At 73.6% G+C, this 16158-nt stretch carries 15 protein-coding genes; 5 read left to right on the forward strand and 10 right to left on the reverse strand.

All coding sequences use genetic code 11. The features are described 5' to 3' along the window. Positions 1-41: 41 nt before the first annotated feature. The 5 genes from Dsi01nite_RS14160 to Dsi01nite_RS14180 all read right to left on the reverse strand — a co-directional run bounded on the left by Dsi01nite_RS14160 (position 42) and on the right by Dsi01nite_RS14180 (position 3617). Positions 42-767 (reverse strand): hypothetical protein, encoded by a 726-nt coding sequence (locus Dsi01nite_RS14160; protein ID WP_203846592.1) that lies wholly within the window; start codon positions 765-767, stop codon positions 42-44. 10 nt (positions 768-777) lie between these two features. Further along, positions 778-1362 (reverse strand): DinB family protein, encoded by a 585-nt coding sequence (locus Dsi01nite_RS14165; RefSeq protein WP_203846593.1) that lies wholly within the window; start codon positions 1360-1362, stop codon positions 778-780. A 54-nt stretch (positions 1363-1416) separates the two neighbouring features. Next, positions 1417-2022, reverse strand: a complete 606-nt coding sequence (locus Dsi01nite_RS14170; protein WP_203846594.1) for a pyridoxamine 5'-phosphate oxidase family protein — start codon at positions 2020-2022, stop codon at positions 1417-1419. A 45-nt stretch (positions 2023-2067) separates the two neighbouring features. Beyond that, on the reverse strand, positions 2068-3093 hold the full coding sequence (locus Dsi01nite_RS14175; RefSeq protein WP_203846595.1) for a LacI family DNA-binding transcriptional regulator: 1026 nt from the start codon (positions 3091-3093) through the stop codon (positions 2068-2070). Positions 3094-3191: 98 nt separating this feature from the next. Then, positions 3192-3617 carry an SRPBCC family protein gene (locus Dsi01nite_RS14180; RefSeq protein WP_203846596.1) on the reverse strand — a complete coding sequence of 142 codons (426 nt, stop codon included), beginning with the start codon at positions 3615-3617 and terminating at the stop codon, positions 3192-3194. A 128-nt stretch (positions 3618-3745) separates the two neighbouring features. On the opposite strand from Dsi01nite_RS14180, the gene Dsi01nite_RS14185 reads away from it, so the two are divergent. Continuing rightward, positions 3746-5101 carry an FAD-dependent monooxygenase gene (locus Dsi01nite_RS14185; RefSeq protein WP_203846597.1) on the forward strand — a complete coding sequence of 452 codons (1356 nt, stop codon included), beginning with the start codon at positions 3746-3748 and terminating at the stop codon, positions 5099-5101. Here Dsi01nite_RS14185 and Dsi01nite_RS14190 read toward each other — a convergent pair. After that, the gene (locus Dsi01nite_RS14190; RefSeq protein ID WP_203846598.1) at positions 5060-6790 is read right to left on the reverse strand and encodes a hypothetical protein; all 1731 of its coding nucleotides are present in this window, start codon (positions 6788-6790) and stop codon (positions 5060-5062) included. The two genes, Dsi01nite_RS14185 and Dsi01nite_RS14190, sit on opposite strands and share 42 nt — an antisense overlap. A gap of 257 nt (positions 6791-7047) precedes the next feature. Next, positions 7048-7875 carry a transglutaminase-like domain-containing protein gene (locus Dsi01nite_RS14195; protein ID WP_203846599.1) on the reverse strand — a complete coding sequence of 276 codons (828 nt, stop codon included), beginning with the start codon at positions 7873-7875 and terminating at the stop codon, positions 7048-7050. 23 nt (positions 7876-7898) lie between these two features. Between Dsi01nite_RS14195 and Dsi01nite_RS14200 the strand changes: the two genes are divergently transcribed. Beyond that, a complete protein-coding gene (locus Dsi01nite_RS14200) occupies positions 7899-8693 on the forward strand; it encodes an alpha/beta fold hydrolase (protein WP_203846600.1) in 795 nt (264 codons plus the stop codon). On the opposite strand, the gene Dsi01nite_RS14205 is transcribed toward Dsi01nite_RS14200, so the two are convergent. Further along, the gene (locus Dsi01nite_RS14205; RefSeq protein WP_203846601.1) at positions 8681-9538 is read right to left on the reverse strand and encodes a serine hydrolase; all 858 of its coding nucleotides are present in this window, start codon (positions 9536-9538) and stop codon (positions 8681-8683) included. The two genes, Dsi01nite_RS14200 and Dsi01nite_RS14205, sit on opposite strands and share 13 nt — an antisense overlap. Here Dsi01nite_RS14205 and Dsi01nite_RS14210 point away from each other — a divergent pair. Continuing rightward, positions 9531-10382, forward strand: a complete 852-nt coding sequence (locus tag Dsi01nite_RS14210; RefSeq protein ID WP_203846602.1) for a nuclear transport factor 2 family protein — start codon at positions 9531-9533, stop codon at positions 10380-10382. The two genes, Dsi01nite_RS14205 and Dsi01nite_RS14210, sit on opposite strands and share 8 nt — an antisense overlap. On the opposite strand, the gene Dsi01nite_RS14215 is transcribed toward Dsi01nite_RS14210, so the two are convergent. Beyond that, the gene (locus Dsi01nite_RS14215) at positions 10352-11686 is read right to left on the reverse strand and encodes a diguanylate cyclase domain-containing protein (RefSeq protein ID WP_203846603.1); all 1335 of its coding nucleotides are present in this window, start codon (positions 11684-11686) and stop codon (positions 10352-10354) included. The two genes, Dsi01nite_RS14210 and Dsi01nite_RS14215, sit on opposite strands and share 31 nt — an antisense overlap. Before the next feature lie 30 nt (positions 11687-11716). After that, complete coding sequence (locus Dsi01nite_RS14220; protein ID WP_203846604.1) at positions 11717-13036, reverse strand: ABC transporter substrate-binding protein; 1320 nt, start codon at positions 13034-13036, stop codon at positions 11717-11719. 172 nt (positions 13037-13208) lie between these two features. Here Dsi01nite_RS14220 and Dsi01nite_RS14225 point away from each other — a divergent pair, with 172 nt between their 5' ends. Then, on the forward strand, positions 13209-14039 hold the full coding sequence (locus tag Dsi01nite_RS14225; RefSeq protein WP_203846605.1) for a C40 family peptidase: 831 nt from the start codon (positions 13209-13211) through the stop codon (positions 14037-14039). A gap of 76 nt (positions 14040-14115) precedes the next feature. Beyond that, complete coding sequence (locus Dsi01nite_RS14230; RefSeq protein ID WP_203846606.1) at positions 14116-16146, forward strand: methyl-accepting chemotaxis protein; 2031 nt, start codon at positions 14116-14118, stop codon at positions 16144-16146. Positions 16147-16158: the final 12 nt, after the last annotated feature.

The raw sequence follows: 16158 nt of genomic DNA on the forward strand, positions 1-16158 counted from the left end.
GATTTCTCCTTGCCTTCTGCTGTTTCAGGACGCCTTCTGCTTCAGGGCGAGGTCGGCTGGGCGGCGTAGAGGCTGTCGAAGACGGGCAGCGGGTTCAGGGCGGTGTAGGACCTGGCCCGGTCTCCCGCGATCAGCGCCGAGCAGGTCGGGTCGACGATCACCACGAGGGGCTGCTGCTCCGGCAGTGTGAACACCAGGCTCAGCTGCACCGGCAGGGTGATCGGCAGGCAGGCCTGATCCGCCGGGACCGCCGGCAGCGCGTTGAGCACCGCGGCGAGCTGGTCGACACCGGTCGTGAGGACCTTCGGCGCCGCCACGGCGGTGGCCGACCGGCCCGGGCGTCCCGTGGCCAGCGGCGTCTCGCACCGGGTCACGGTGGTCGCGCCGGCCGGGACGAGCGGGCCGCCGGCGTCGGTCGGCGGCGCACCGCCGCCGACCCGGATCCGCACCTCGGCGCAGTTCACCGTGGTCCAGACGGCCCCCGACGCGAACGGTGACGCCGCCGCGGAGGGCGTCGCCATCGACGGAGACGCCATCGGCGGCGAAGCCATTCCGGAGCCGAAGCCAGAGCCGGAGACCGAGACGGATGCCGACGGGTCGACCGGCATCGCCCGGTCCGCCCGGGCGGGCCCGGCCGGCGGCGGCCCGGCGAGCGGTGCCGCCAGGGGCGGGCCGGCCGGCGTGCCACCCTGGGCGCCGGCCAGCATCGCGGTGCCGCTCGCGAACACCACCGCGGCGACCGCCACAAGGGCGGCGGGGACGGCCATGCCCTCCAGGCTAGGCGGGCTGCGCGGCGCCGGTGGCGGGTTGCCAGGGCTGCACCCAGGGGGTCGCCGGCCAGCCCTCGGCGGCGGCCATGAGCGGCCAGCAGGTGGCGCCGTCGACGGCCTCGCGGACCAGGTCGGCGTGCCCGGCGTGGCGGGCGGTCTCCTCGATGAGGTGCAGCAGCACCCAGCGGACCGACCAGGCGTCGACGTCGTCGGGGAACCAGGGGACGCCCTTCGGCACGGGCACGGGCCGGCCCATGTCGGCGATCCCGGCGACGGCCGCGGTGGTCTCCTCGGCCGCCTTCGCGTAGTCGGCGAGGGCGCCGGCGAGGGTCTCGTCGTCGCGGAGCCGGAAGCCGTCGTCGTAGTCGGCCTGCTGGCCGGGCTCCTGCACCATGATGGCCACCCAGTTGCGCTCCATCTGGGCGAGGTGCTTGACGAGCCCGCCGACGCTCAGGGTGCCGGCGGTCGGGGCCAGCCGGGCCTGCTCGTCGGTGAGCCCGAAGGCGGCGTTGCGCACACCCTGGCGCTGCTGGTCGAGGAAGGCGAGCAGACCGTCGCGTTCGTCGGCGACCGGAGGCACGTTACCCGGCATGGCTGGACCCCTCTCAACAGGAACTGTCGAGACTCATCCTGCCCGGGTTTGCGGTCAGGATCTGTCCGCTACCGGAATTGGCGTCGGCGGGAGCGGCAGCGGCAGGCCGGGCAGCCCGTCGAGGCTGACCCCGACGTGGTCCTTGCCCTCGAAGTACCTGCTGAGCGACTCGTCGTCCTCCCGCGCGAACCGTTTCGCGTGCAGGTCGCGGTCGGCGTCGTAGGTCATGAACGGCACCGCGTAACCGCACGTGTCGCGGATCAGGTCGGCGTGCACGACGATGATCGCGCGCAGGCCGTGCTGCGTCGTGTCGATGCCGGGGAAGTGCGCCACGAGGTCCGTCCAGCGGGGGTCGTCGCGGAACACCGGCTCGCCGCGCCCGTGCACCCGCACGATGTTGGGCGGGCCGTCGAACGCGCACCACATGAGCGTGATCCGGCCGTTCTCCCGCAGGTGCGCGACGGTCTCGGCGTTGCTGCCGGCGAAGTCGAGGTAGGCCACGGTCAGCTCGTCGAGGACGGCGAACGACCCGGTGAGCCCCTTCGGGGACAGGTTGATGGTGCCGTCACCGGACAGCGGCGCGGTCGCGGTGAAGAAGATGTGCTGCGCCTCGATGAAGGTGCGCAGCCGGCCGTCGATCCGTTCGTACTCCTTACCCATGCCGCCATCGTCCCGCCGAACGGCCGCTCCCGCGTATGACCGGCGTTACAGCGGCAGCAGGGCCGGCGCGGCGGTGCTCTCCCGGACCACGAGCCGGGTGGCGAGCTCGATGCGGGTCGACTCGATCCGCTCCCCGGCGATGATGCGCAGCAGGGTGCGGGCGGCGGCGACGCCCATCTCGTGCAGCGGCTGGCGGACCGTGGTCAGCGGCGGCGCCGTCCACTCGGCGAAGTTGAGGTCGTCGAAGCCGACCACGCTCACGTCGTGCGGGACGCTGCGCCCGGCCTGCCGCAGCGCCTCGTAGACGCCGGTCGCCTGCTGGTCACTGCCGGCGAAGACCGCGGTCGGCGGGTCCGGCAACGCCAGGAACCCGGCCATCGCCCGCAGGCCCCCGTCGTGGTGAAAGTTTCCGTAGCGCACCAGGTGCCGGTCGGCGACGATCCCCGCGGATTCGAGGGCCGCCCGGTAGCCGGCGATGCGGGCGCGGGTGCACTGCAGCTGCTCCGGCCCGCCGATCGCGGCGACCCGCCGGTGCCCGAGCCCGACGAGGTGCTCGGTCGCGGCATAGCCGCCGGCGAAGTTGGTGGCGCCGATCGACGGCACGTCCGGCGGCGGCTGGCTGACCCCGTCGACGACGACGAACGGCATGCTCCGGCGGGACAGCTCGGCCCGCTGGTGCTCGCTGAGCTCGGACAGGACCAGGATGGCGCCCTGCGACCCGCGGGCGAGGAGCGACTCCAGCCACCGCCGGGTCAGGCTCTCCCGGTTGTGCACGGCGGAGACGACCAGGCCCAGGCCGGCCGCCTCGACGACCTCCTCGACGCCGGTCAGGATCGACAGGCCCCAGACGCTGTCGAGCTCGTTGATGACCAGGTCGACGAGGTCGCTGCGGCGGCCGGGCCGGCGGGAGGCGTGCGGCCGCTGGTAGCCGCGGTCGGCGAGGAGCTGCTCGATGTGCTTGCGGGTGGCGACGGAGACGTCGGTGTGCCCGTTGAGCACCTTCGAGACGGTCGAGATGGCCACGTTCGCCTCGCGGGCGATCTCCGCCATGGTCGGCCGTTTCGTCACCATGCCGCGCCCCTTTTCGAAAGTTTCGGCCGCCATACGTCCCGCAGCGGCACGGTACACCCGAAAACGCACGCTCGAAATACCTCGGAAACTTTCGAACGTCAGCCCCGGGTCACCTCGGCGCGCAGGCCCGCGCCCTCCATGGCCATGTACCGCCGGACCAGCCCCGAGTAGAACAGCAGGGCCGGCCGCGCGAGGGGCCCCGCGAACGACAGCGTCAGCTCGGCGACGCAGGTGCCGTCGCCGGCGTCGGTCGCCCAGTGCCCGGCGACGTTGCTGATGCCGGCCGACCGCGAGGTCCACTCGAACCCGGTCGGGCCGACCTTCGTCACGGTCCACGTCGACGGCGACAGCTTCGGCTGCTTCACCACGACGGTCTCGCCGACCGCGAGCGGGCCGGTCCCGGACCGCTCCACTGTGGACACCGAGGCGGTCCACCGCGGCCAGCGGGCCACGTCGCACATGATGCGGCCGACCACCTCGGCCGGGGCGCCGATGGGCACGCGCTCGGAGAAATCGATCGCCATGCCCGACACCCTATGCCCGCCCCGGACCGGACCGGCCTGTCCCACACAGGACAGTTCCGCGCCCGAACCAGCGCCGGGCCCGCGCCGTGATTCCACACGACAGACTGTCCAGTGAAAAGGAGGGGACGATGAGCGTCCTCGTCGTAGGCGCCGGCCCCGCCGGTCTGACCGCCGCCGTCACCGTCGCCCGCTACGGCCTGCCGGTGCTGCTCGTGGAGCGCCGGCCGGACACCACCAGCCTGCCCCGCGCCACCGCGGTCAGCACCCGCACCATGGAGCTGTTCCGCTCGTGGGGCATCGAGGACCGGGTCCGCGCCGCCGGCCCCGACGTCACCTGGCAGGCCCGCGTCGCACGCAACCTGACCGCGCCTGAGGGGTTCGTGGCCGACGTCGGCTTCCCCACCCGCGACCAGGCCCTCGAGGTCAGCCCGACCTGGCCGGCGTGCGTGCCGCAGGACGCCCTGGAGCAGATCCTGCTCGAGCACCTGCGGGGCTTCCCCAACGTCCGGATCCACCAGGCGACCGAGGTCACCGACCTCTACGACGGCCCCGACGGCACGGTGCTCGCCCGGCTGCGGGACCGGCGCACCGACGCCGGCCGCACCGTCGCCGCGGCGTACGTCGTCGGCGCCGACGGGCCGCGCAGCGTCGTGCGGGAGGCGGCCGGCATCGGCACCGAGGGGCCCGGCGTCCTCGCCGACTACTCCTCCACGATGTTCCACGCGCCGCTGTGGGACCACCTGGGCGAGCACCGTTACGGCATCTACCCCGTCACCGACCCGGACGTGTCCGGCGTGCTCCTGCCGGCCGGCGGCGACCGCTGGGTGTACGGCCGGGAGACCGACGGCCGCGACGGCACTGCGGCGCTGCTGCGGGCCGCGACCGGCGTGGCGGACCTGCGGCCCCGGATCACCCGCGAGGCCCGGTTCCGGTTCACGGTGCGCCTGGCGCGGCGGTACCGGACCGGCCGGATGTTCCTCGCCGGCGACGCGGCGCACCAGATCACGCCGCGCGGCGGCACCGGGATGAACACCGCCATCCACGACGGCCACGACCTGGGCTGGAAGCTCGCGTGGGTGCTGCTCGGCTGGGCCGGTCCGCGGCTGCTGGACACCTACGAGGCCGAGCGGCGGCCCGTCGGGCTGCGCAACGCGGAACGGTCGATGCAGCCTGACGGCAGCTACCGCCCCACGACGAGCGAACTGCCCAACGACCTCGGCGGCCGGGTCCAGCACGCCTGGCTCGACCGCGACGGCACCCGGGTCTCGACCCTGGACCTGCTCGGCCTCCGCGGCACGCTGCTGGTCGGTCCGCGCCACCCGCGCGTCGAGCCGGGCCCGGACACGCACCGCCTCGACGCGGCAACGGCCGACCTGCTCGGCATCGAACAGGCCGGCTCGTTGCTGCTGCACCCCGACGGCCGCCCGGCGGCCGCGCGGGAGCTACTTCTCCAGGAGGCCGGCGCCGGGGACCTTCGGCGCTAGCGCCGGGCAGTGGCTGTGCGTGGCGGCGGCCAGGCCACCACACTGCGCCGGCAACCCGACGAGCAGGTTGTGGTCGTAGACCAGCAACGCCCAGCGACCGAAGTCGTGCCGCTCGACGGGCGGGCCGAACTGCGCGAGCGCCGCTTCCACGGTGCCGTACCTGGCATGCTTCAGGTCGACGACGAGGAACCGCGCGTCGTGCGCGGCGGCGTCGTACCAGTCGGCGTCGGACTCCCACCGGAACGAGCGGATGTCCGGCCCGATGACCGGCGCGACGTGGACCTTCCCGCCGCTGGCGACGGTGATGTTGTTGGAGCCCCAGTAGCTGCCGAGCCCGTACCGCAGGTCGTGCGCGACGAGGTACTCCGCGACCGCGTGCGCCTCCGGCGGCTCCGGCTCCGCGGCCGCCGCCTGCGTCCCGAACGCCACGACGAGCACCACGCACCCGGCCGCCATGACCCGCCTGGCGGCCGGGCCGGCGGCGAGGAGCCGCTCACCCCACAGCCGCCCGGCGAGGGCCGCGCCGAACGGCAGCACGGTGACGATCTGCCGGGCGCTGCCCATGTCCCCGGCCTGCGTCGAGGCGATGAACGCGGCGAGGTTGACCATGATCGCGGCGGTCATCACCTCGGCGACCCGGTCCCCTTCCGCCGGGCGGAAGAACCTGGCGACGGTCACCCCGAACGCCGCCACCGCGAGGAGCAGCAGCGCCAGGTTGACGATCCCGGCGGCGAGCGCCACCGGTCCGTCCAGCGACGGCAGGTACGCGCCATAGTTGTGCGCGGTCGCCGTCACCGCGGTCGCCACGTGGTCGCCGAGCTGGTCGGCGGGGCTGAACCGGGCCACCGGCGAGTGCACCGAGAACCCGCCGGCCCACCAGATCAGGGCGAGCAGCCCGTGCGCGAGCGCCATCGAGCCGACCGCGGCCACGAGCAGGTGCGCGTCGGTGCCCCGCCACGTGCGGGCCCGCACCAGCCGGGCCGCGCTGACCAGGGTCAGCGGCACCGCGCCGACGAACATCGCGAGGGGGTCGGCGACCTGGGCGAGCGCGAGGATCACCAGGACCCCGACCGGCCACCACCGCCGCAGCGGCGTGGCCGAGCGCCGGTCCACGAGCAGCCACGCGAGCAGCAGCGGCACCGCGGTCCCGGTGTGGTCCGGCGCGTACAGCACGATCGCCCACCCGCCGTGCGGCTGCGGCACCAGCAGCGTCGCCACGACCACCGCCACCCGCGCCCAGGCCGCCCGCCCGGTGGCGTCGCCCTTGGCGACCAGCGACGCGAACACGATCAGCAGCAGGTAGGTGGTCGCCGACGCCACGTGCACGACGTCCTGGTCGAGGCCGTAGAAGACCTCGATCAGCGCATACTGGATCAGCTCCGTGGTGTAGAACGACACGTCACTGAGCGTCCAGCCGCGCAGCAGCACGTCGCCGTGCAACATGTCCCACGCCTGCAGGGCGTTGGCGGACGCGTCGCTGTTCGTGGGGGTCGCCCGCGCCATCCGCAGATAGCCCAGCAGCAGCACCGCCACCCCGGCCAGGACGGCCCCGACCGTCGCGAACCGGACCTTGCGGGTGGCTGGTGCCTCCGGTGTACCGGCACCGCCGGCTCGAACACGTTGACGCGGGATTGTGGGCAGGGTTGCCCGCTGGGCGGGCCCCGTCACCCCGCCGAGAGTTGGGCTCACACAGCCTCCGACGCTTTCCCCCCGCCGCGTGGTTGGCGGCACCCAGTGAACGTGATCTACCTGTGATCCCGTTCGCGGGCAATTGTGCAGCACGCCGGCCACGCCCGGTGCCCCATTGGCGGGGATGTGTCACATCCCATCTCCGCCGTCCAGGTCCGACGATCACGACGCATGCGGTTCTATCGAGGAGGTTGGATGAGCCGAAAACAGCATGGACGTCTCCTACCACCCTGTGGTGAGGAGGCGAACAACGCCGATCAGACGTCGACCCAGGCGTCCAGACCACTCGGCGAGACGCAGTGCACCCGGCCGCCGGGATGCAGGGCGGGATCGGCCGCGTACCGGGAGGCCAGCTCCTCCTCCGCCTCCACCGAGCCGGCGTCCGCGGCGAGGAGGCGCTCCGCCACCCAGTCCGCGAGGTCCTCGTCCACCGCACCCCACTCGTCCCACAGCAGCAGCTCGTCGCGCTGCCGGTGGGCGAGCTCGTGGCGGACCTGGTCGAGCAGGAAGCGGTGGCCGCGGAAGGGCCCGACCGGGTCGGCGCCGTAGTTGTCGGGGTCGATCTCGTCGCGGCGGTGCGCGGTCCACGCCTCGGCAGCGGTGATGAAGTGCCGCACGTCGAAGGTGTCGAAGTCGGTCGTGGCCGGGTCCAGCTGGGCGTCGACGCGGACCCAGCGCTCGCCGTTCCAGTACTCGGTGACGACGTGGTCGTAGTGGAACGCGTCGCCGAAGTAGCCGGCGAACCCGATCCGGCTGCGGGCGGCGACCCCGCGGTGGCGCAGCGCGGCGACGGTGAGCAGGGTGAGGTCGCGGGCGCAGCCGACCACGCGGGTCTTCGGCTCGCGGGGCGCGCCGAGCGGGCGGGTGTGCCGGGAGCGGTCCGCGGCCAGGATCCGCGCCACCCACCGGGAGTCGACCTCGGCAAGCCGTTCGCCGGAGAACGACAGACCCTGCGCGTAGTAGTGCACGATCACGTTGCGCACCACCCCGACCAGGCCCGGGACGTCCGTCGGCAGGTGGGCGAGCAGCGCGGCATAGGGACCCGGGTCGCTGTAGGCGGACTGCGACCGGTACCGATCGACCATGCGCCTCAATGTACCGTCACCCGATGCGCATCGACGCTCGCGGGCTCACCTTCGACGTGCACCCCGGAGGCCCCGCCGACGGCCCCGCGGTCCTGCTGCTGCACGGGTTTCCGCAGGACAGCCGGGAGTGGGACGGGATCACCGACGGGCTGCACGCGGCCGGCCTGCGCACGTTCGCCCTCGACCAGCGCGGCTACTCCCCCGGTGCCCGGCCGGCGGGCAAGGACCGGTACCGGATGGCCGAGTGCGTCGCCGACGCCGTCGCGGTGCTCGACGCGCTGGCCGTCGACGCGGCGCACATCGTCGGGCACGACTGGGGCGCCGCGGTCGCGTGGCAGCTCGCGGGCCGCCACCCGGACCGGGTGCGCACGCTGACCGCGGTGTCGGTGCCGCATCCCCGGGCCTATGCGACGTCGGTCAAGCGGGATCCGGCGCAGCTGGTGAAGTCGGCCTACATGCTGTTCTTCCGCACGCCGTGGCTACCCGAGCGGGTCCTGTCCGCCCGCGACGGCGCGCTGCTGCGGCGCGTGCCCCACGGCGCGGCGATGCTGCAGCCGGGACGGCTGACCGGGGCGCTCAACTGGTACCGCGCGATCTCCGGCGACGACCTCGACGGCCTCGGATCCGTCGGCGTGCCGACGACGTTCGTGTGGAGCGACCGGGACGTGGCGATCTCCGGTCCCGCGGCCCGCAGGTGCGCGGCCCACGTGACCGGAGACTACCGGTTCGTGACCCTGGAGGGGGTCAGCCACTGGATCCCGGACGAGGCGCCGGAAGCACTCCTCGAGGCGGTCCTCCAGCGCGTTCAACGAGAGTGAACCGCGTCGAACATGGCGCGGCCGAGCACCGCGTGGGCCTCGACCGCGGGGTGGGTCGCGCCGTAGTTGTCGCGGTCGCCGAGGCCCTCGGCGAACAACGCGTAGATCAGGGCGGGCGCGCCGTCGGCGCCGAACATGATCCCGGCCTCGTGCCGGGACGCGCCCAGGGTGTTGTGGTCCTGGCCGGGTTTCGTCGCGACCCGGGCGCGCTCCCGCGAGGACATGTTGCGGCGGACACCGTCGTGGTAGCCGCCGGTCGCGCGCAGGATCCCGAGCAGGAAGTCGCACGACGCCGGGGTGAGCAGCGTCCTCGTCGCGAGGCGCCACAGCAGGTCGTGGGTCTCCCGGGGCGTGGTGTCGCCGAGAAAGAAGCGGGCCGGGTCGGCGACCGGCTCGACCCTGGTGTGCGCGAACCCCTTCGCGGCCAGGATCTCGTTGATCTCCTGGGCCGGCACGACCCGGCCGCACATGCGCACCGCGGTGTTGTCGGAGACCAGCAGCATCGCGGTGAGGACGTTGGCGACGGTGATCTCGTCGCCCCACACGGTGTGCAGGTGGTAGCTGCCGGTGCCGCCGAGGATGAGGTCGGCCCGCAGGTCGAGTTTCCGCCCGAGGGACAGCTCACCACGGTCGACCTTGTCCATGACGGCGGTGGCGACGGCGAGCTTCTGCACGCTGTAGCCCTCGGTGACGTGGTCGGCGTCGTCCTGGACGAGGACGACCGGCTGCCCCACCCCGGCGGCATCGACCAGGGTGATGTGCGAGTGCCAGGTGCCGCCGGCGCGGGCCTTCTGCCGCTCGTACACCTCGCGCACCCCCTGATTGTAGATTTCCAGGATGGACATCGCCGCGTCCCTCACGGGGGCATTGCAGGCGGTCACCTTCGCCGACCGCGGCGCCGACGAGGTGACCGGCCTGCTCGTCGACGCGGTCGTCGGGTGGGGTGAGCAGCTCGGGTGGCGCACCTACCGCAGGGCGGCGAGCGTGGTGCCGTTGCCACCGCCGTACGAGCGGCAGCACTCCGTCGTCGACGTCGCCTTCGCGCGTCCGGACGGCCCGCCGGTGGTGGTCGAGGTCGACCACGGCGACCGGCGGCGCACCGTGGACAAGCTCGCCGCCGAGGCGGCCGCCGGCCGGGTCGCGGTCTGGGTGCGGTGGGGTCCGGGCCGGCTGCCGGCGCCCGACGGGGTGCTCCTGGTGGCGCTGCCGGTGACGACGAGGACCGGCCTGCACGGGCGGGGCAAGGTGTACTCCCAGACGCCGGACCTGCCCGCGCCGGAGCACAGCGCGAGCGGCGGGTCGTACACGACGGAGGAGCTCGACGCGGACATGGCGCTGGTGCTGCGCGCCTATGCCGCGTTCGCCCGGGGCGACATCGACGGCGCGGTGCGGGACCTGGCGCCGGACGTGGACTGGATCGAGCCGGACGAGTTCCCGGGCGGCGGGCACCATCGCGGCCCGGCGGCGGTCGCGGCGTATCTGCGCGACTCCTATGCCGGGTGGGCGGAGCTGCACTCGGAGCCGGTCGCGCACCGCCGCGGCGACCAGGTCGTGATCGTGCACCACGTGTGGGGCGTGCTGCGCGACGGCAGCCGCGGCGAGGCGACGGTCGCCGACGTCTTCACCGTCGAGGACGGCAAGGTCGTGCTGATGATGGCCTACGCGGACCCGGCCGACGCGTTCAGGTGAGCGTGCGCCACGCGGCTCTTCCCGCCGGTCTTCGCGGCGTACATGGCGACGTCGGCGTCGTGCATCAGGGCGTCGATCGGGATCTCGCCGTCCCACAGTGACACGCCGATGCTGGCCCGCGGGGTGAGCGTGGCGCCGTTGTAGCCGGTCGGCAGCTGCAGCGCGGCGAGGAGCCGGTCGGCGACGGCGTCGACGTCCTCGCGGGTGTCCATGCCGTCGAGCAGGACCGCGAACTCGTCGCCGCCGAGCCGGGCGACGGTGTCGCGGGCGCGCACGCCGGCGAGGAGGCGTTCGGCGACGACGGTCAGCAGGTGGTCCCCGGCGACGTGCCCGTGCGCGTCGTTGACCTGTTTGAAGCCGTCCAGGTCGACCAGCAGCATCGCCACGGGCAGGCCCGCCCGGGCGGTGTCGCGGGCGACGCCGAGGCGTTCGCGCAGCAGCGCCCGGTTGGCCAGGCCGGTCAGCCCGTCGTGGGAGGCCCGGTGCTGCACCTCCTCGAACGCGTTGCGCAGCACGCCGAGCGTCTCGTTGAGGGAGCGGCCCATCTGGCCGACCTCGTCGTCGCGGTCGAGCTCGACGCGGCGGCTCAGGTCGCCGCGGGCGACCCGGGCGAGGACGTCGACGACCTCACGCAGCGGCCGGGAGATGGTCCGGGCGGCCAGGACCGACAGCAGCACGGCGGTGATCGCGCCGATGCCGAGCAGCAGCCCCATCAGCTGGGCGGTGCGGACGCTGTTGGCCCGGGCCCGGCGGGCGCCGTCGTCGACCGCGTCGACGAGCTGGTCCAGGAAGCTGCCGGCGCGGTCCTTGACGGCCCGGGCGATCGCCTCGGAGCGCACGAGCACCACGGAGGCGGCCTTGCGCTGGTCGCCGGACCTGGCCGCGTCGAGGGCCGCGTCGCGGGCGGTGCGCCACATGGTGATGGTCGCGGCGAACGCGCGGAGGCTCTCGTGCTCGGCGGCGGGCAGCCCGATGCGGGTCAGCGCCCGGATGTCGGTGTCGATGGCCCGGTCGGTCTCGGCGATGACCTCGGCGTAGCTGTCGCGGTAGAAGCCGGGCTCCGACAGGATGTAGGACAGCACGGACTCCTGCTGCGAGCCGACGGCGGAGCGCACGGCGGTCATCCGGGCCAGGGCCAGCACGTTGACCCGATACTCGCGGTCCTGCTCGGCGACGAGGCGGCGCAGGTTGAGCAGCCCGACGACGCCGGACGCGGTGAAGATCGCGGTGACGACGAGCGACACACTGATGATCTTCGTGGCGATCCGGCGGTCACCGGCCCAGCGCCGCACCCGCTTGTACACACTGCAGACATCGGCGCGCGGCGCCGGAAGCTAAGCGGGCCAGCTCGCTTGGATGCGGTGCAACGCGGTTGCCGTGTCGGTGCCCCTGACCCAGGCGGTCATCCCGGTCCAGAAGGTGCCGGCACCGACGCTCGCCGGCATCAGGTCGGAGCCGTCGAAGCGGAACGTGACGCCCGGGTCGGCGAGCAGGTCCGCGGACAGCTTCGCCACCGGCGTGGCGAGCAGGCTGCGGTCCAGGCCCTTGTTCGCGCTGACGATGTTGCCGGTGACGGCGCGGTGGTCGGCGAACTCGGGAGTGGCCAGATACGCGGCGAGCGCCTGCACCTCCGGCCGGTCGGTGAACGCGCCGGCGAAGACCCCGGCGCCGAGGACGGGCCGGCCGGCGGCGGCGTCGATCGGCGGCAGGTAGAACGCGTAGATGTCGCCGTCCTCGTTGACCTGCGCGGTCTCGGGCCACCACGTGCTGTAGAACGACGCCTGGCGGTGCATGGCGCAGGTGTGCTGGAGGATCGGCAGGCCGCCCTCCTGGAAGGACGTGGTGGCGACGCTGTCGACGCCGCCGTAGCCGCCGTTGACGTAGGCCGGGTTGCGCAGGATGCCGCCGACCCGGTCCAGGGCGGCGACCACGGCCGGATCGTCGAACGGGATCCGGTGCTCGACCCACTGGTCGTACACGTCGGGGCCGGCGGTGCGCAGCAGCGTGTCCTCGAGCCAGTCGGTGACCGGCCAGCCGGTCGCGCCGCCGGACTCGATGCCGGCGCACCAGGGCTTCACCCCGTCCGCGGCGATGCGGTCGCTGAGGGCGAGCATCTGCGCCCACGTCGTCGGCACCGCGTACCCCTTGGCGGCGAAGTACTTCGGGGAGTACCAGACGAAGGACTTCACGTTCGCGTCGACGGGCGCGCCGTACAGGACGCCGTCGACGCTGCCGTAGCGCTTCCAGTCCGCGGAGTACCAGCGGTCCACGTTGGCGACCACGGCCTTGCCCGCGGGCTTGACCGCGCCCGCCGTGACCATGCTGGTCAGCAGCCCGGGCTGCGGGAAGAGCGCCAGGTCCGGGGCCTGGCCGGAGCTGACCCGGCCGGGCAGGTCGGCCTCGAAGCCGGCCGAGCCCTCGTAGTCGATGGAGATGCCGGTGCAGGCCTGGAACCCCTCCCAGGCGTGCGTGAGCTTGTCCGCCTCGACGTCGCGGATCGAGGAGTACACGGTGACGGTGGTGCCGCGGTGCCCCTCGTATCCGGCGTACGGCGCGCAGCTGGCGGAGGCCGCCGGGCCGTCCGAGCCGCCGCCGGCGCAGGCCGCGAGCAGCAGCAGGGGGACACCGATGCGCAGCACCCGCAGAATCCCCATGAATGCAGCATAAGCGCTCGATTCGGTCAGGCAGGCGGGGTCGCCGAGAGCGGTCGGTCGTCCGGTCCTCCCGGCTCGGCCGTTCGGCTCGGACATTTCCGGTGATACGGGTACCCAGGCGGGCAATCGCGGTTGTGAATGATTTCACGCTCGACAACGTCCGGCGGGTCGGTTGGTTAGCGTCGCCCACGGCCCTCATGACGGCCGAACGCCACATCGTCCGTTTTCGCCCGGTACTTCGGGGCCCGGCCGGCTACCACAGCGGACGGCATCCCCGAGACACGCACGAGAGCACCGGGCCGACCGTGGAGTCATCCTGAACGCACGCCAGCCGCTGCACCGCATCGCAGCCGGCACCACAGCCCTCGCCCTCACCGCCGTCTGGCTCGGACCCTCCGCGGCAGCGGCCCAACCGGCACCGAACACGCTCAGCCTCGACCCGGCGGTCACGATCGCCGAGCAGGAAACGGAACTGGCCGCCTACGAGCGCGCCGACAAGGCGTACCGGACGATCCGGCTCACGACCCAGACGGCGCCCAGCGCCAAGGACGCCGACACCCGCCCCGCGGCCGCTGTCACGAAGCCGGCGTCGAAGCCGGCCACCACCACGAAGCCGGCCCCGAAGAAGACGACCGGCTCCGGCGGGTCGACCAGCACCGTCAAGCCACCGTCCGGCGCGGCCGGCACCGTGGTCTCCTTCGCCCTCGCGCAGGTCGGCAAGCGCTACGTGTACGCCACCTCCGGCCCCAACACGTACGACTGCAGCGGCCTGGTCGCGGCCGCCTACGCCCGGGTCGGCGTCAAGCTGCCGCACCAGAGCGAGCAGATCGCCGCCCGCGGCAAGCGGGTGCCGGCCGGGCAGTGGATGCCCGGCGACGTCATCCACACCTCCGGCCACGTCGCCATCTACATCGGCGGCGGCAAGATGGTCGAGGCCGCCAACCCCAGCGCCGGCGTGCGGATCGCACCGGTGCGCGGCGGCACGGCGTACCGCTTCCTGTAACGGCTCCTCTGGGGGTTTCGGGCCCACGCGCGCCCGAAACCCTCAGGAACCGCCCCGCAACGCCGATGCGACCGGGGTGACCGGATCTGGACGGCCGGCGCTGCTCGCGCCGGCGCTCTGGCTGGCGGACCGGGTCCGCACCAGCACCCGCCTCGGGGTGCTCTGCGTCGTGCTGCTGATCCCCGGGCTCGGTGCGACGTGGGCCTACACCGGCTCCGTCAACGGCCAGATCAACTTCACCGGTGCCGAGGTCGACGGCACCGAGGTGGTCCACCCGGCGCTGGACGTCATGGCGTCGCTGGCCGCCGGTCAGTCCCCGGACCTCGGCCCGCTGCGCGCCGCCGTCGCCGACCACCCGGACCTGTCGCTGACGGCCGAGCTGGAAGCCGTCGCCGCGGCGCAGGGCACCGCCCCGGCGGCCGCCGCGCTCGCCGCGCTCATCACCGAGGCCGGCAACACGTCCAACCTCATCCTCGACCCGGACCTCGACTCGTACTACATCATGGACATCCTCATCATCGAGCTGCCCAAGGCGGTGCTGGCCGCGGTCGGCGCGGCCGACCCCGACACCAGCGGGCCGCTCGACGACCGCGTCGCCGCCCAGGCGGTCCTCGCCGGCACCCTCACCGGCACCGCCGCCGCGATCCGGGCCGCCGTCGACACCGCCACCCGCAACACCCACGACACCTCGCTCGCGGGACGGCTCACCACGCTCGGGCCGGCCGCCGACGCCATCGAGGCGCTCGGCACCACCCTCACCGACACGCTCACCAGGCCCGGCCCCACCGCGTTCGAGGGCGCCGCCGCCGTGACCGCCGCCGTCGAACCGGCCACGGAAGCGCTGAACCGGCTGCTCGGCGTCCGGCTGGAGCACCTGCGCAAGGACCGGACGATCAACCTCACCGCCACGACCGTCGGGCTGGTCATCGCGCTGTGGCTGGCCGCCGCCGTCTGGTGGCGCACCCGCCACGACGTGAACCTCGCCTGCGCCGGCGTCATCGCCACCGCCGACGGCGACCTCGCCGAGCGGGTCCTGCCCGACGGTCGCGACGAGCTCGGCGACCTCGGCCGGGCGCTGCGCAAGGCCCGCACCCGGCTGGCCGAGCAGGACGCGGAGCTGCGCCAGGCGCAACACGTCCGGGAGGAGCAGCTGCACGCCTCCTTCGAGCAGCAGCGCGAGGCGCAGAAGCAGCTCCGGGAGCGGGCGCAGCTCGTCGTCGACGAGTCTGTCGGGGAGATCTCCCGGGAGCTGCACGACGTCCGCGCACAGGTCGACGCCGTCCGCGACGCCGCCCGCACCATCGAGGAGCGCGTCACCGAGGCGGACCGGGCCACCGCGTCCGTCGTCGACCGGGCCCAGCGGGCCGAGCAGGTCGTCGCGGCCCTCGGCGAGAGCCTCCGCCAGGTCGACGGCACCACCCAGCTGATCGCCGGCATCGCGGCGCAGACCCGGCTGCTCGCCCTCAACGCCACCATCGAGGCGGCCCGGGCCGGGGAGGCGGGCCGCGGCTTCACCGTCGTGGCCAACGAGGTCAAGGACCTCGCCGGCACCACCGCCCAGTCGACCGAACAGATCGCCGACACCCTCACCACCCTGGAACGCAGCGCCGCCGACATGACCGCCACCATCGCCGCGATGGTCACCGGCGTCGGCGGCATCGGCGAGGCGACCGGCGTGCTGCGCGCGGTCGCCGTCGACCAGCACGGCGTCGTCGACGTCCTCGACCAGCAGGTCAACGGGACGATGGAACGCATCCAGCAGATGTCCGCCCTGGCCGAGAAGCTCGAACGCCGCCACGCCGAACGCATCGCCGCCACCGGGCCGGTCCGTCTCGGCCTCGCCGGCGGCCGCGACATCGTGCCCGCCGAGCTGCAGGACCTCAGCAGCGGCGGCCTGCGCTGCCAGGCCGAGGGCACCGTGCAGCTGCGCACCGGCGACACCCTCGACGTCGACCTCACCCTCCTCGGCCAGGCGCCGCAGCGGCTGCACTGCCAGGTCGTGCACTGCGTCGCGCAGGGCGCCGTGACCGAGCTCGGCCTGCAGTTCCTGGCACCGCCCCCGGAGGCCGTCGACAGGATCCAGCGGTACATGAACGCAACCACCTGAATTCGGGGTACA

The organism is Dactylosporangium siamense (assembly GCF_016862795.1).
GTDB lineage: Bacteria > Actinomycetota > Actinomycetes > Mycobacteriales > Micromonosporaceae > Dactylosporangium > Dactylosporangium siamense.